Source organism: Bradyrhizobium monzae, from assembly GCF_021458635.1.
In the GTDB taxonomy this organism is placed as follows: domain Bacteria; phylum Pseudomonadota; class Alphaproteobacteria; order Rhizobiales; family Xanthobacteraceae; genus Bradyrhizobium.
In genome coordinates, this window is the sequence record NZ_JAIRDQ010000011.1 from 203,919 (window position 1) to 218,472 (window position 14,554).

General features: G+C 63.5%; 14 protein-coding genes. 8 read left to right on the forward strand and 6 right to left on the reverse strand.

Features of this window, described 5'->3' with window-relative positions; translation table 11 throughout:
• The first annotated feature begins 16 nt into the window (after positions 1-16).
• The gene (gene maiA / locus K3F49_RS31760; RefSeq protein WP_234684833.1) at positions 17-649 is read left to right on the forward strand and encodes a maleylacetoacetate isomerase; all 633 of its coding nucleotides are present in this window, start codon (positions 17-19) and stop codon (positions 647-649) included.
• Positions 639-1,151: a MarR family winged helix-turn-helix transcriptional regulator gene (locus K3F49_RS31765; RefSeq protein ID WP_234684834.1), complete on the forward strand. Its 513-nt coding sequence runs from the start codon at positions 639-641 to the stop codon at positions 1,149-1,151. The genes maiA and K3F49_RS31765 overlap by 11 nt, the downstream gene beginning before the upstream one ends.
• A 171-nt stretch (positions 1,152-1,322) precedes the next feature.
• On the opposite strand, the gene K3F49_RS31770 is transcribed toward K3F49_RS31765, so the two are convergent.
• The 5 genes from K3F49_RS31770 to K3F49_RS31790 form a co-directional block, all read right to left on the reverse strand.
• Entirely contained in the window at positions 1,323-2,936 is a 1,614-nt protein-coding gene (locus tag K3F49_RS31770; protein ID WP_234684835.1) for a benzoate-CoA ligase family protein, read from the reverse strand.
• On the reverse strand, positions 2,933-4,087 hold the full coding sequence (locus tag K3F49_RS31775; RefSeq protein WP_234684836.1) for an FAD-dependent monooxygenase: 1,155 nt from the start codon (positions 4,085-4,087) through the stop codon (positions 2,933-2,935). Before K3F49_RS31775 ends, K3F49_RS31770 begins: the two co-directional genes overlap by 4 nt.
• A gap of 189 nt (positions 4,088-4,276) precedes the next feature.
• Positions 4,277-4,492, reverse strand: a complete 216-nt coding sequence (locus tag K3F49_RS31780; RefSeq protein ID WP_234684837.1) for a hypothetical protein — start codon at positions 4,490-4,492, stop codon at positions 4,277-4,279.
• Between the two features lie 118 nt (positions 4,493-4,610).
• Positions 4,611-5,453, reverse strand: coding sequence for a cysteine rich repeat-containing protein (locus K3F49_RS31785; protein ID WP_234684838.1), 843 nt, complete (start codon positions 5,451-5,453; stop codon positions 4,611-4,613).
• Positions 5,454-5,691: 238 nt separating this feature from the next.
• A complete protein-coding gene (locus tag K3F49_RS31790; protein ID WP_234684839.1) occupies positions 5,692-6,693 on the reverse strand; it encodes an NADP-dependent oxidoreductase in 1,002 nt (333 codons plus the stop codon).
• 210 nt (positions 6,694-6,903) lie between these two features.
• Here K3F49_RS31790 and K3F49_RS31795 point away from each other — a divergent pair, with 210 nt between their 5' ends.
• Together K3F49_RS31795 and K3F49_RS31800 are read left to right on the forward strand one after the other, a co-directional pair.
• Positions 6,904-8,199, forward strand: a complete 1,296-nt coding sequence (locus K3F49_RS31795; RefSeq protein ID WP_234684840.1) for a dicarboxylate/amino acid:cation symporter — start codon at positions 6,904-6,906, stop codon at positions 8,197-8,199.
• 12 nt (positions 8,200-8,211) lie between these two features.
• Entirely contained in the window at positions 8,212-9,132 is a 921-nt protein-coding gene (locus K3F49_RS31800) for an amino acid ABC transporter substrate-binding protein (protein WP_234684841.1), read from the forward strand.
• 180 nt (positions 9,133-9,312) lie between these two features.
• On the opposite strand, the gene K3F49_RS31805 is transcribed toward K3F49_RS31800, so the two are convergent.
• Positions 9,313-10,116, reverse strand: a complete 804-nt coding sequence (locus K3F49_RS31805; protein ID WP_234684842.1) for an ATP-grasp domain-containing protein — start codon at positions 10,114-10,116, stop codon at positions 9,313-9,315.
• Between the two features lie 372 nt (positions 10,117-10,488).
• Here K3F49_RS31805 and K3F49_RS31810 point away from each other — a divergent pair, with 372 nt between their 5' ends.
• From K3F49_RS31810 to K3F49_RS31825, 4 genes are all read left to right on the forward strand, one after another.
• The gene (locus K3F49_RS31810) at positions 10,489-11,262 is read left to right on the forward strand and encodes a ferredoxin--NADP reductase (protein ID WP_234684843.1); all 774 of its coding nucleotides are present in this window, start codon (positions 10,489-10,491) and stop codon (positions 11,260-11,262) included.
• Positions 11,263-11,480: 218 nt separating this feature from the next.
• A complete protein-coding gene (locus K3F49_RS31815) occupies positions 11,481-12,359 on the forward strand; it encodes a patatin-like phospholipase family protein (RefSeq protein ID WP_234684844.1) in 879 nt (292 codons plus the stop codon).
• 213 nt (positions 12,360-12,572) lie between these two features.
• Positions 12,573-14,198 carry an FMN-binding glutamate synthase family protein gene (locus K3F49_RS31820; protein WP_234684905.1) on the forward strand — a complete coding sequence of 542 codons (1,626 nt, stop codon included), beginning with the start codon at positions 12,573-12,575 and terminating at the stop codon, positions 14,196-14,198.
• 106 nt (positions 14,199-14,304) lie between these two features.
• Positions 14,305-14,547, forward strand: a complete 243-nt coding sequence (locus K3F49_RS31825; RefSeq protein WP_234684845.1) for a PilZ domain-containing protein — start codon at positions 14,305-14,307, stop codon at positions 14,545-14,547.
• The last annotated feature ends 7 nt before the right edge of the window (positions 14,548-14,554 follow it).

The following is a 14,554-nucleotide window of genomic DNA, read 5'->3' on the forward strand; positions in this document are numbered from 1 at the left end:
TCAGAGGGAGGTTCCGATGAAGCTGCACGGCTATTTTCGCTCCAGCGCGGCCTACCGCGTGCGGATCGCGCTGAATCTCAAGGGCCTCGGGGCCGAGCACCTGCCGCATCATCTGCGCAAGGGCGAGCAATGTGCGCCCGCCTATCTCGCCATCAACCCGCAAGGCCTGGTGCCGGCGCTGGAGAACGACTCCGGCGCGGTGCTGACCCAATCGGTCGCGATCATCGAATGGCTCGACGAAACGCACCCCAATCCGCCATTGCTGCCAAAGGATCCGCTGCAGCGTGCCAAGGTCCGCGCGTTCGCGCTGGCGATCGCCTGCGACACCCACCCGGTGCAGAATTTGAAGGTGCTGGCGCGGCTGCGCGAGCTTGGGCTACCTGACGAGAAAGTTCAGGACTGGGCGGCGTGGGTCAATCGCGAGGGGTTGTCGGCCTGCGAGACCCTGATCAGGGACGAGCCGGGCCCGTTCTGCTTCGGCGATGCGCCGACGCTCGCCGATCTCTGCCTGGTGCCGCAACTCGCCAATGCGCGCCGCTTCGGCGTCGATGTCGCGGCGTATCCGCGCCTGCTCAAGGCCGAAGCCGCCGCCAAGGCGGTGGCCGCCTTTGCCAACGCCGCACCGGAGAAGCAACCCGATGCCGAGTAAGCCTGCGGCTCCGATCACGATAGACGCGGTCTATGCCGCGCCGGGCTATCTGTTCCGGCGCATGCAGCAGATCGCGGTCTCGATCTTTATGGAGGAGTGCAAGGCATTCGATCTGACCCCGGTGCAATATGCGGCGCTGATCGCGATCCACACCCATCCCGGCATTGATGCGACGCGGCTGTCGGCGGTGATCGCCTTCGACCGTTCCACGCTCGGCAGCGTGATCGAACGGCTTCAGGCCAAGGATTTTGTCGAGCGCAAGCCTGCACCCGAGGACAAGCGGATCAAGCTGCTCTATCTGACCAAGCAAGGCGCCGCGATCCTGCGCGAGATCATCCCTGCCGTCGAACGCGCCCAGGCGCGCATGCTGGAGCCGCTCAAGCCCGGCGAGCGCAAGGCGCTGATGGGGCTGATGGCGCAGCTCGTCGACCTCAACAACGAGGCCTCGCGCGTGCCGCTGCGGGCGGAGGATGCGCTGGAGCATCTGGGGAAGGCGGGGTGAGGTCGCAAAGTTTTCACCTCATACTCCGCCGTCGTCCCGGACAAGCGAAGCGCAGATCCGGGACCCATACGCCGCAGCAATAGTTTGGCGAAGACAGGCAATGACCATCTCGCGTCACACCACTGCTGCGGCGTATGGGTCCCGGCCTTCGCCGGGCGACGACAGCGGAGGCTACATCCTTAACAACGCCTGCCGATCGATCTTCCCCGTGCCGGTCTTCGGCAACTCGTCGATGAAGATCACCTCGCGCGGATATTTGTACGGCAGCAGCCTGCTTTTGACGTAATCCTGCAGTCGCCGCGCCGCCTCGCTCTGGTCGCTTGCGCGGTTGTTCATCACCACGACCGCCTTCAGCGTCATGCGCCGGTCCGGCAGCTCCGCAGCGAACACTGCGCATTCGCGAATCTCGGGATGGTCGGCGAGGCACAGCTCGACCTCGAGCGGGTAGACCCACTGGCCCGAGATCTTGATGAGATCGTCGGCGCGGCCGCGGAAGAAGTGAAAACCGTCGCTGTCACGAACAAAACGGTCGCCGGTGTAGATCCAGCCGCCCTCGCGGATGGTCTCTGCGGATTTGTCCGGCCGGTTCCAGTATAGCGGCGTGTTGGAATCGCCGCGCACCCACAAAATGCCTTCCTCGTTGTCGCCGACGTCGCGGCCGTCTTTGTCGCGCAGCGCGACCTCGTAGCCGGGAACGCGCAAGCCCGCCGCGCCGAGCTTCTTCTGCTCGGGGCGGTTGGAGAGGTAGATGTGCAGCACCTCGGTCGAGCCGAGGCCTTCGACGATCTCGAGGCCCGTGAGCGTTTTCCAGCCGTTGAAGACGTCGGCCGAGAGCACTTCGGCCGCCGAGAGCGCCATGCGCAGCGACGAAAAGTTCGTCCTGTCCGCGCCCTCGGCCTTGGTCAACGAGGTGTAAAGCGTCGGCAGACCGAAGAAGACCGTCGGCTTGTACTGCTCGATCGCGGCAAAGATCGATGCCGGCTTCGGCTGTCCCGGCAGCAGCAAAGTTGCCGCGCCCGCCGAGAACGGGAAGGTGACGGAATTGCCAAAGCCGTACGCGAAAAAGATCTTCGGCACGGAGAAGCAGATGTCGCTCGGTGCCAGCTTCAGGACGTTTTGTGCAAAAGCGACCTCGCTATAGGCCATGTCGTGCTGGAGATGCACGATGCCCTTGGGCCGCCCGGTCGAGCCGGAGGAGTACATCCAGAACGCCATCTCGTTGCGATGCGTCGGCGCTTCGGCCAGCTCGGCAGCGAATTGCGAGAGCCAGTCCGCGGCAGTCATCGCCTTCGGCACCGCGTGATCGCCGACATCGCCATTGACGACGATCAGCGTGCGCAGCGCCGTGTCCTTGCAGGCCTCAGCATTGAAACGCGCGCAGAATTCGGCATCCGCCACCGCAACGGCGGCGCCGGAATCGGCGAGATAGAATTGCAGCAGGTCCGGCGGTGTCAGCGTGTTGATCAGCAGCGGGACGAAGCCGGCGCGCACCGCACCGAAGAAGGCGGCGGGGTAGGCCGGCGTGTCGTCGAGGAACAGCAGCACGCGGTCGCCGCGCTTCAGGCCGAGCGACGCAAAGCCGTTGCCCCAGCGGCAAGCATCAGTGCAGAGCTCGGCATAGGTCCGCGTGCCCGCCGGGCCAACCAGCGCGAGCCTGTCGCTGCGGCCATTGGCGAGATTGTCGAACAGCACGCGGCTGGCGTTGTAGGTTTCCGGAACGGCAAAGCCGATCTCGCGAGCGCCCGCGCTGTCCGCGGGTACCTGGTCGCGTATCTCGTCGCTCATGCCGTAGCCTCGCCGTCCGCGTCTCCGCCGTTCTTCGCGGCCTCGTATTGCGCCATGAAGGTTGGCGACATGTGGCGCAGACGTGCATCGTCGATGCGGCCGGAGCGGGTGATGTAGCTATAGGCGAAATCCATCAGGCCGAGCTGCATGTGCTGGGCAAAGTGCTCGTACCAGAAGGCGCTCGTGCGCGCGGCGTTGACGAGCTTCTGCACCACCGGCTTGCGCGCCGCCTGGTAGCGATGCAGTGCGGTCGTCAGATGCGCATCCGATTCCAGCGCCTTGATCAGCGCGATCGCATCCTCGATCGCGAGCCGCGTGCCTGAGCCGATCGAGAAATGTGCCGAGTGCAGCGCATCGCCGATCAGCACCATGTTCTTGAACGACCAGTGCTCGTTCCAGACCCAGGGAAAATTGCGCCAGACCGATTTGTTGGAGACCAGGCAGTGGCCGCCGAGCGTATCGGCAAAAACCTCCTCACAGACGCCCTTGGACTGCTCGACGTCCTTGTAGGCGAAGCCATAGGCCTGCCAGGTCGCATGATCGCACTCGACCAGGAAGGTGCTCATGTTCGGCGAGTAGCGGTAGTGGTGCGCGTTGAAGGCGCCGCGGTCGGTCTTCACGAACGTCTGCGACAGCGTGTCGAAGCGCTTTGAGGTGCCGTACCAGACGAATTTGTTGGAAGAGTAGGATAGCGAGGTGCCGAAATCGCCCTCGTAGGCGCGGCGCACCAGCGAATTCAAGCCATCGGAGGCGACGATCAGATCGTGGCCGTTGAGCTGGTCGATCGTTTGGATCTGGGTGTCGAAGCGCGCCGTGACGCCGGCATCGAGCGCGCGCTGCTGCAGGAACTGCAGGAGCTCGAGCCGGCCGATCGAAGAGAAGCCGACGCCATCGATGGCGACGCTGTCGCCGCCATGGTTCAGCGTGATGTTCTCCCAGCTCTCCATATGCGGCGCGATCGCATCGACCGTCTCGGGGTCGTCGGCGCGCAGGAACTCCAGAGCCTGGTCGGAGAACACGACGCCAAAGCCCCAGGTCGCGTCGGCCGGGTTCTGTTCGAACAGGTCGACTTGATCCTCGGGGTGACGTTTCTTCCAGAGATAGGCGAAGTAGAGCCCACCGGGCCCCCCGCCAATCACGGCGATCCGCAAATTCGGCCTCCCTAATTGACAGTATACTTACTATCTCAGGGTAGACTAATGGGCTCCGACCGCCCACGCCAGCGGAATTATCGGCATGCGTGATGCGCCGCAGCTCGGCCGCGGGCACCCGCATTGCGTGTGCCCGAAACCATCAGCTGCGAATCTTAGCCAAAGCGCGCCGGATTAGCCACCCGGACGTCAGACGCAGCGCTTCACGTAGACCCCGTTCACCAGCACCCTGGTACAGCGGACCACGGGAACCGGCTTGCGGACGACCACGGCCCCGTTCGGTCCAGCGCAGCCGGCGCGATAGACGCCGCGGGCGCATACCACAGCATTGGCATCAGACGACTCGAAGGTCATGGTCGCCGCGAAGGCGAGCAGCGCGGAAGCGATAAGCAGGAATGCACGCATGTCTTTCTCCCGGTCTTGTCGTGATTGAAATCGGATGTCGGCAAAGGATTAGCGGAAGAGGCGCGCGACAATTCACGGGCGCCGCCCACCATCGATGGCAGCGTGAGCTGCGCGTGGCTTATCGCGCGGTGAACGGCGCGAGCACCTCCTTGCAGCCGGGCGAGAGCGATGCCGCGTTGCTGGCGATGCATTGCACGATACGGCCGCCACCGGGTTGGACGCCGGCGCAGAGCGTGCGGATGTCGGCGCTGCAGGCAGAGCGAACGATGAACAGCTCTTCACGCGGCCGCAGCGGGCGCAGGACGATCACGGCGGGCGCGGCCGCCGGTGCTGCTCCGGCAGCCGGTGCTGCGCCAGCCGCAGGCGCTGCGGTCGCGCCGCCGCCAGCCGCAGCGGTTATGGCCTTCTCGCAAGCCGGCGAAACCTTGGCCTTGTTCTTCTCCAGGCATTCGAGCGCAGGTGCGCCGCCAGGTGGCACGCTGGCGCAGACCTTGGGATAATCGGCGCGGCATGCGCTCTTGACCGCAGCAATCTGCGCGCTGCCCGGCTTCCTGGCCGCTGCCGCTTTCGGAGCGGCCTCTGCGGCAGGCTTCGCCGCCGGCTCGGCTGCGGGTGCCGCCTCGGTCTTTGCGGGTTCGGATTTGGCAGGTTCAGATTTGGCAGGTTCAGATTTGGCCGGAGCCGCCTCGGTCTTGGGTGCCGCAGCCGGCTCGACTGCTCGAACCGCGCTCTGGCATCCCGCCGACAAGCTCGACATGTGGCTCTGCAGACATTGATACGCCTCCACTCCGCCTGGCGTCACGCTCGAACAGTGCGCCATGAAATCCGAGCGGCATGCGGAGCGGATTGCGCTCTTCTGTGCCTCGGTCGGCGCTTGCGCGAATGCGCTTGTTGCAGTTGCGAACAGTGCTGCGGCGAGCAACGCGTGACGCGTTGATGCATGTTTCGACGTGTTGAACATCTGGGTGAATTCCTGCCCTGTCGGCAAAGCCGATGATTTAATCAAAAGTGATGCTGGCAATCGTCGCGGGTGATGCCGCGTGCAGCATCATTCGCCGCCGCGAGCTCTACCGCAAGTAGATATTACGTTCGGAATTGCGACGTAACTTAGAGCATGATCCGGAAAAGGGTGCAGCGGCTTTTCCTCGCGACAAACGTGGAACGCGTTCGCGCGGAGATCATGCTCAAACTATGCGTCGTTACAGCTTGACCATGCGCTTGCCGCGGTTCTCGCCGGCGAGCAGTCCGATCAGCGCCTTCGGCGTGTTCTGCAATCCGTCGATGATGTCCTCCTGCACCTTCAGCTTGCCGGCCTTGACCCAGGCCTGGAGCTCGGCGAGCGCGCGCTGGCTCTCCTTCATGTAGTCCATCACGATGAAGCCCTGCATGACGAGCCGCTTCACCACGATCAGGCCGGGCACGCCGCGCGGGCCGTGCGCCGACGGCGCGCCGTCATATTGCGAGATCGCACCGCAACAGGCGATGCGGCCGTAATTGTTCATCTGCGGGATGCAGGCTTCGAGGATGTCGCCGCCGACATTGTCAAAGTAGACGTCGATGCCCTTTGGTGCGGCCGCGCGCAGCGCCTTGAACACCGCGCCATCCTTGTAGTCGACCGCGGCATCGAAGCCGAGCTCGGAGGTCAGCCAGTGGCATTTGTCGGCACCGCCGGCGATGCCGATGACGCGGCATCCCTTGATCTTGGCGATCTGGCCGACGATCGAGCCGACCGAACCTGCTGCGGCCGAGACCACGACGGTCTCGCCTTCCCTGGGCTTGCCGACCTCGAGCAGGCCGAAATAGGCGGTGAGGCCAGCGATGCCGAACACGCTGAGCAGGTGCGTCATCGGATCGAGCTTCGGCATTTTCGTCAAATGCTTTGCCGGCACAGCGGCGAACTCCTGCCAACCGGTGTCGCCGAACACGATGTCGCCCGGCGCAAGCTCCGGCGCTTTCGAGCTGATGACCTCGGCAATGGCGCCGCCGGCCATCACGCTGTTTGCCTCCACGGCTGAACGATAGGTCGCGCCGTGCATCCAGGCGCGGTTGGCGGCGTCGAGCGAGATGTAACGCACGCGCAGCAAGGCTTCGCCAGCTTTTGGCTCTGGCATCCCAGCATCGACCATCTTGAAATGCTCAGGACCGAGCTTGCCGCTCGGCTTTTCCACCAGAAGAATTTGACGATTGACGCTTCCGGTCATGGCGTTCCCTCTCTGATTGCTTGACGGTTATTGATGCAGCTGCAGCCAAGAAAACGAGCAAGCCGCATTCGTTGTGCGCTGCATGAAGGCTAGATCGCTGCATTCCGTTTCGCAACGGGAACATCCGGCTCGCGCGACCGCACGCAATGCGTGTTGCGTCGCTGTCATATCTGCGACATCATGAAGCGGCCGGTGTCGTGGGGGTCATTGATGTCGAACAGGTTCACGCAATACATTTTAGGCGCGATGGTGCTGGGCATCATCATGGGCTCGGCGATCTACAATTTCCTGCCCGATACGCGGGGCGACTGGGCCTCGTCCATCAACCTGATCGCCGTGATCTTCCTGCGCCTGATCAAGATGATCATCGCGCCGCTGGTGTTTGCGACCCTGGTCGGCGGCATCGCCCATATGGGTTCGGGCTCCAAGCTCGGCCGCATCTTCGCCAAGACCATGGGCTGGTTCGTCAGCGCCTCCTTCGTGTCGCTGATGCTCGGCCTCGTCATGGTCAACCTGCTCCAGCCCGGCGCGAACTTCCCCGGCACGCTGCCTGACAAGGCGCAGTCGACCGGCCTGCCGGTCTCCGCCTTCTCGATCGAGAAATTCCTGACCCATCTGATCCCGACCTCGATCGCGGACGCGATGGCGCAGAACGAGATCCTCCAGATCGTGATCTTCGCGGTGTTCTTCTCGGTGGCCATGGGTGCGCTGCCGGAGCGCTCCAAGCAGATTCTGTCGCTGATCGACGACCTCGGACACATCATGCTCAAGGTGACGAGCTATGTGATGCTGTTCGCGCCGTTCGCGGTCTGGGCCGCCATCACTGCGACGGTCGCCAAGAACGGCCTGCTGGTGCTCTGGAAGCTCATCGTGTTCATGGGCGGCTTCTATCTTTCGCTCTTCATCCTCTGGGGCATCCTGGTGGCCGTCGGCTTCATCGTGATCGGGCCGCGCTACAGCCATCTGCTCAGGCTGATCCGCGAGCCGCTGATGATCGCGTTCTCCACCGCGAGCTCGGAAGCGGCCTATCCGAAGACGCTGGAAGGGCTGAACAAGTTCGGTGCCTCGTCGCGGATCTCGAGCTTCGTGCTGCCGCTCGGCTATTCCTTCAATCTCGACGGCACGATGATGTACTGCACCTTCGCGAGCATCTTCATCGCGCAGAGCTATCACATCGACATGCCGCTCGGCACGCAGCTCGCGATGCTGGCGACGCTGATGATCACCTCGAAGGGCGTCGCCGGCGTGCCGCGCGCCTCCCTCGTCGTGATCGCCTCGACGCTGTCGCAGTTCAACATCCCCGAAGCGGGCCTGCTGATGATCATGGGCATCGACACCTTCCTCGACATGGGCCGCAGCGCCACCAACGTGATCGGCAACACGCTGGCGACCTCGGTCGTGGCGAAGTGGGAAGGCGAGCTCGGGCCCGAGCACGCGATGGGACCGGGCGATGCCGTGCCGGGCGACATGGTGCCGGGCGAAGTGCCCGCGATGGCCGGCCACTGACGGGAGTGCGGCATGCGCCCTTTGACGGCGATTTCGGGCGGCCTGTTTCTGGCAGCATGTCTGCTGGCAACGGGCGCCTCCGCCCAGACCGGCGGCAGCGAAGGGCTTAGCCCAACGCTGCTCGCCATCAAGAACGCCCATACCGTGCGGCTCGGCTATCGCGAAAGCTCGCCGCCGTTCTCCTTCCTCGACCAGGCCAATCGTCCGATCGGCTACAGCCTCGAACTCTGCGAGGCGATCGTCGAGGAGATCGGCGTCGAGGTCGATGATCCCAATCTGAAGATCGACTACGTCAAGGTCACCTCGGACGATCGCATCGACGCCGTGCTCCAGAACAAGATCGACCTGGAATGCGGCTCGACCACGGCCAATTCCGAGCGTGGCAAGCGCGTCGCCTTCTCGCCGCTGATGTTCGTCGCAGGCACCAAGCTGATGGTGCCGAAGGCGTCCAGCGTCCAGTCGCTGACCGATCTGAAGGGCAAGACCATCGTGGTGACGAAGGGCACCACCAACGAGCAGGCAATCCAGGCGGCCGACAAGAAGTTGTCGCTGGGGCTGAACATCGCCGTCGGCGCCGACCACGAGCAGTCGTACCAGATGCTGGTCGACGGCAAGGCAGACGCCTTCGCGACCGACGATATTCTGCTCTCGGGCCTGATCGTCCGCCACAAGTCGCAGGACAAGTTCCGCGTCACCGGCGACTATCTGTCCTACGATCCCTACGGCATCATGTTCCGCAAGGGCGAGCCGCAATTGTCAGCCGTGGTCGATCGTACCTTCCGCAAGCTCGGCTCCAACCACGACCTCGTGCCGCTGTACAACAAATGGTTCACCGCGCGGATGCCGACCGGTGAGCGGATGAACGTGCCGATCTCGCTGCAGCTGGAAGAAGCGTTTAAAGCGATGGACGATTCCGCAAGCGCGAATAATTAGCGCATGTGCGACGAGCGCCGCTGCACCCTCTCCCCCTGTGAGGGAGGGTGGCTTCGCGCAGCGAAGCCGGGTGAGGGGTCTCTATCCTCACGAGCAGTCTTGTGAATGGAGAGAACCGCTCATCCGGCGCTTCGCGCCACCTTCTCCCGCAAGGGGAGAAGGGTTGGCAGCGCGCGACGCTCAGTGTTCTTCCCCAAATACCCGATCCAGCGCGGCGTCATACGTCGCCTGCACCAGCTCCGGATGCAGCTTCCCCAGCGCTTCCATCATCACGCCGGAATTGATCTCGAGCACGCGCCACTCGCCATCGACACGGACCACATCAATGGACGCGAAGGCGATGCCGATTGCGTCTGCCGCATCGATCGCGAGCTTGACGCAGGCCGCGCGGACCTCGCCATCCTCCAGCAGCACAGGCTTTGCGCCGGCGTCGAGATTGTGCCGCCAATCCGAGCCACGCTGTTTGCTGTAGACGATGCGGGGCTCATCATCGAGCAGGATCACACGGACCTCGTCCTCGATTTCGACGTAAGGCGAGACCACGAGCCCTGTGCTCATCGAGAAGACTTCGCCGGCCGCGTGGTCGAGCTCCGTCTCCGTCGTCACCCTGAAGACCGATCGCCCCGACGTTCCCTCGTTGGGCTTCACCACCACGCCCTGCGGATTGTCGTGAAGCAATCCAAGCATGGCCTCTCGCCAGGTGGCATCAACAACATTGCTGCCCAGCTTCGGGTTGAGGAAGAGGTGATGCGGGATGCAGGGCACGCGCTGAAGCGCCAGCACTTCGGCGGTCGCGGATTTGTCGTTGGCGAGGCGATGCGCAATCGCGCTGTTGAGGCCGATGTCGTAGCCGAAGGCGAAGCGGCGCATCTCGCCACGGCGCATCGCGATCAGCCATCCATCGGCGCGGACATCGACGTCGATGCCACGGCGCGCGCCATAGCGGCTGATGGCTTGGACGAATATTCGTTCACTGCTTGCCATGTGCCTCGATCATTCCAGTCGCCAAAAGCCGCAAAATGCGGGAAATCGCGCCAAGCAGGGCTGAAAATCAGAACTATTCTTAATGAAATTATCGCGAGCGCGATGGAAATTAAGTGCTGCTTTCGAGCCTGAAAGGGAAAAGAAATTGCCGTCTGCGCGCCCTGGACAGCAGATCCGTTAATGATGCGACCATTTCCGCCGCGAATGCCGCTTTGACCGGCATCAATTGCATCCGGAACGAGGTTGATTATTGGTCTCAATGGCGTAGATCACACACGCGAAATCCTCTGCCATGGCAATGGTGTCCGCCCCGTTTTCAGGGCCGGGCAACGCTTTTGCCCTAGAACCGCAATTATTCGGAATATCGAAATCATGAGCGCGTTTTACCGAGAGAAGGTTCTTTCCGTCCAGCACTGGACCGACACGTTGTTCAGCTTCCGCGCCACGCGCGATAGCGGCTTCCGCTTCCAGAACGGCCAGTTCGCGATGATCGGCCTCGAGATCGAGGGCCGCCCGCTGCTGCGCGCCTACAGCATGGCCAGCGCCAATCACGAGGAAGAGCTCGAGTTCTTCTCGATCAAGGTGCAGGACGGTCCGCTGACCTCGCGCCTCCAGAAGATCAAGGAAGGCGACACCATTCTGGTCGGCCGCAAGGCGACCGGAACGCTGATCACCGACAACCTCATCCCCGGCAAGCGGCTGATGCTGCTCTCGACCGGCACCGGCCTCGCGCCGTTCGCCAGCCTGATCAAGGACCCCGAGGTCTATGACCAGTTCGAGAGCATCGTGCTGGTCCACGGCTGCCGTCAGGTCTCCGAGCTCGCCTATGGCGAGAAGCTGGTCGCGAATTTGCGTGAGGACGAGCTGTTCGGCGAAATGCTCGCGGACAAGCTGATCTACTATCCGACCGTGACCCGCGAGCCGTTCCGCAATCGCGGCCGCATCACCGATCTCATCAGCTCCGAGCAGATCTTCAACGATATCGGGCAGTCGCCCCTCGACATCGCAACCGACCGCATCATGATGTGCGGCAGCCCCGCGATGCTCGAAGAGCTCAAGGTGATGTTCGAAGGCCGCGACTTCATCGAAGGCTCCGGCAACAAGCCCGGCCATTTCGTGATCGAGAAGGCGTTCGTCGAGCGGTAAGCGCAGCTCGCCGAACCCCTCCCTGGGATTTATGGGTCCCGGCGTTCGCCGGGGCGACAGCTGAATGTGTGCCTGGCATCTTGCCCCACACCCACATCGTCCCTCACCATCCTCCCCCGACTTTGTTATTGGCGTCGCCCGCGCGCGCCTTGTTATAAGCTCGCGCTGAAATCTCGCAGCGATGTTGCGATGCGAGAAGTGGGGGAGCTGCGCACGCCTTGTCCGGGATCGACCATGGTGGTCCGCCGAGACCGACCGCCTATGTGCTGGCGGGCGGCGGCAGTTTCGGGGCGATCCAGGTCGGCATGATGCATGCGCTGGCCAAGCACGGGGTCGTCGCCGATCTCGTGGTCGGCTCCAGCGTCGGCGCGATCAACGGCGCCTATTATGCCGGTGATCCCTCGCTCAAGGGCGTGCTCGGGCTCGAAGCGATCTGGCGCAGCCTGAAACGTCAGGATGTCTTTCCGGTCACATGGCGCACCCTGCTCGGCTTCATGTGGCGGCGCGACTTTCTGATTCCCCATGACGGCATCCGCAGATTGATCGAGGATCATCTGCCGTATCTCAACCTGGAGCAGGCCCGGCTCCCGGTGCACATCGTTACCACCGATTTCGTGTCCGGCGAGAGCGTGGTGCTGTCTGATGGCCCGGTGGTCGAGGCGGTCCTGGCGTCCACTGCGATTCCCGGCGCCTTCACGCCGATCCACTACCGAAATCTTTTTCTCGCCGACGGGGCGATCTCCTCCAACACGCCGGTCCGGATCGCGGTGAAGAAGGGCGCAAAGCGGTTGATTGTGCTGCCGGCAGGGCACGCCTGCGCGGTCGCAAGCCCGCCGGTCGGCGCGGTCGCCAACGCCCTGCACGCCTTGACGCTGCTGACCGCGCGGCAATTGGTGGCCGAGCTCGAAGCGCTCGCCCCCGATATCGAATATGTCGTGGTGCCGCCGCTCTGCCCGATGGTCGGGTCACCTTACGATTTCTCGCGCACCGGCGAACACATCGATCGTGCGATCGAGAGCACTGCCGAATGGCTGGCCCAGGGCGGCCTCGAGCGGCACGGCGTGATTCCGCACGAGGCGCAGCTGCATGGCCATTGAGTTGGTCACCGATTTGTCATGTCATTGAATCTATTGCAGTGCAAAAGCCCGCACCGGGACGGATTGATCTGAAGCGTGCGGATTCGGTAGCCTCAAGACAGGTCCGCGTCATATCCATAGACGCGGCGCGGGCGTATGATACCCCGTCATGCTGACGAGAGGGACGTGGTCGTGGCCAACGAGAACAAGACGCAAGCTTCGCCCGAAGGCCTGATGGAAACCCTGCTGCTTCCATTCTCGCCGCGTTTCATCATCCTGACGATCTGCGCGGTCGTCACCGCGCTGTTGATCGGCATCGGCATCGCCGACCGCAAGATATTCGACATCCTGCTGATCCCGATCTGCATCTTCGGCGCCCTGACACTGCTCGGCGTCCGCGATCTCATGCAGAAGGGCCATGCGGTTCTGCGCAACTACCCGATCTCGGCGCATATCCGCTTCCTGCTCGAAGAGATCAGGCCGGAGATGCGGCAGTATTTCTTCGAGAGCGAGAAGGACGGCATGCCGTTCTCGCGCGACATCCGCGCGGTGGTTTATCAGCGCGCCAAGATGCAGCTCGACAAGCGTCCGTTCGGCACCCAGGAAGACGTCTATCGCGGCGGGTATGAGTGGATGCATCACTCGGTGTCGCCGCAGGCGCATGCCGAGGAGAAGTTTCGCGTCACCATCGGCGGGCCGGATTGCGCAAAGCCCTATTCGGCCTCGGTGTTCAACATCTCGGCGATGAGTTTTGGCGCGCTCAGCCCGAACGCGGTGCGCGCGCTCAATGCCGGCGCGAAGAAGGGCGGCTTCGCCCATGACACCGGCGAGGGCGGCTTCAGCCCCTATCACGCCGAGATGGGCGGCGACATCATCTGGGAAATCGGCTCGGGCTATTTCGGCTGCCGTCATCTCGACGGCAGCTTCGATCCCGAAGCGTTTGCGCGCGTCGCGAGCCAGGACCAGATCAAGATGGTCGAGCTCAAGATCAGCCAGGGCGCCAAGCCCGGCCATGGCGGCGTGCTGCCGGCGGCGAAGGTCTCGGAAGAGATCTCGAAAATCCGCGGCGTCTCGATGGGCGAGGACTGCATCTCGCCGGCCTCGCACCGCGCCTTCTCGACGCCTGTTGGCATGATGCAATTCATCGCCGAGATGCGAAGACTCTCCGGCGGCAAGCCGGCCGGCTTCAAGCTCTGCATCGGCCACCCCTGGGAGTTTCTGGCGATCTGCAAGGCGATGCTGGAGACCGGCATCTATCCCGACTTCATCGTCGTCGATGGCAACGAGGGCGGCACCGGTGCCGCCCCGCTGGAGTTCATGGACCATCTGGGCATGCCGATGCGCGAGGGCGTCAATTTCGTCCACAACGCGCTGCTCGGCATCAATGCCCGCGACCGCATCAAGATCGGCGCGTCGGGCAAGATCGCCACCGCCTTCGACATGGCGCGCGCGATGGCGATCGGCGCCGACTGGTGCAATTCGGCGCGCGGCTTCATGTTCTCGCTCGGCTGCATTCAGTCGCTGAGCTGCCACACCGATCGCTGCCCGACCGGCGTTGCGACGCAGGATCCGACACGGGCGCGTGCACTCTACGTGCCACTCAAGATCGACCGCGTGCACAATTATCACCACGCCACGCTGCACTCGCTGACCGAGCTCATCGCCGCGGCCGGCCTGACCCATCCGCAGCAGCTGCGCCCGGTCCATTTCAGCCAGCGGACCTCGACGACCAACGTGCAGTCCTTCGCGCAGCTTTATCCGGCGCTGCGCCCGGGCGAGTTGCTCGAAGGCACGGAAGATCCACGGTTCCGCGACGCCTGGCGGATGGCGCGGACGGATTCGTTTCAGCCGGCTCTTTAGAGCGGGCGATCCACCGCATGATACCGCCGCGCTCCGACACGGCCCAAATTCGCCGCGAGCGGTTGTATCTTAACCTCTCTGTCAGCTTCGGGTGTAAATTGGCCCGATGGACGACGAACGACGCAACAAGGCCAGGCATCGCGTATTGAAAGCCGGAACCATCGAGTTCGGCGGCGGTGCGATCGACTGCACCGTCCGCAATTTCTCCGACACCGGTGCGGCCCTCGACGTCACCAGTCCGGTCGGCATTCCCGAGCACTTTACCCTGTCCATCAAGGCGGACGGCGCGCATCTCGCCTGCACGGTGGTGTGGCGCAAGGAAAAGCGGATCGGGGTGCGGTTCGGGTGAGGGCGTG

Bases quoted from the DNA above. Each gene is read 5' to 3' on its own strand.
- K3F49_RS31820 (WP_234684905.1), top strand. From the start codon at position 12,573: ATGGAAACCCTGCTGCTTCCATTCTCGCCGCGTTTCATCATCCTGACG.
- K3F49_RS31790 (WP_234684839.1), bottom strand. From the start codon at position 6,693: ATGACCGGAAGCGTCAATCGTCAAATTCTTCTGGTGGAAAAGCCGAGC.
- maiA (WP_234684833.1), top strand. From the start codon at position 17: ATGAAGCTGCACGGCTATTTTCGCTCCAGCGCGGCCTACCGCGTGCGG.
- K3F49_RS31805 (WP_234684842.1), bottom strand. From the start codon at position 10,116: ATGGCAAGCAGTGAACGAATATTCGTCCAAGCCATCAGCCGCTATGGC.
- K3F49_RS31810 (WP_234684843.1), top strand. From the start codon at position 10,489: ATGAGCGCGTTTTACCGAGAGAAGGTTCTTTCCGTCCAGCACTGGACC.
- K3F49_RS31770 (WP_234684835.1), bottom strand. From the start codon at position 2,936: ATGAGCGACGAGATACGCGACCAGGTACCCGCGGACAGCGCGGGCGCT.
- K3F49_RS31785 (WP_234684838.1), bottom strand. From the start codon at position 5,453: ATGTTCAACACGTCGAAACATGCATCAACGCGTCACGCGTTGCTCGCC.
- K3F49_RS31825 (WP_234684845.1), top strand. From the start codon at position 14,305: ATGGACGACGAACGACGCAACAAGGCCAGGCATCGCGTATTGAAAGCC.
- K3F49_RS31800 (WP_234684841.1), top strand. From the start codon at position 8,212: ATGCGCCCTTTGACGGCGATTTCGGGCGGCCTGTTTCTGGCAGCATGT.
- K3F49_RS31765 (WP_234684834.1), top strand. From the start codon at position 639: ATGCCGAGTAAGCCTGCGGCTCCGATCACGATAGACGCGGTCTATGCC.
- K3F49_RS31795 (WP_234684840.1), top strand. From the start codon at position 6,904: ATGTCGAACAGGTTCACGCAATACATTTTAGGCGCGATGGTGCTGGGC.
- K3F49_RS31780 (WP_234684837.1), bottom strand. From the start codon at position 4,492: ATGCGTGCATTCCTGCTTATCGCTTCCGCGCTGCTCGCCTTCGCGGCG.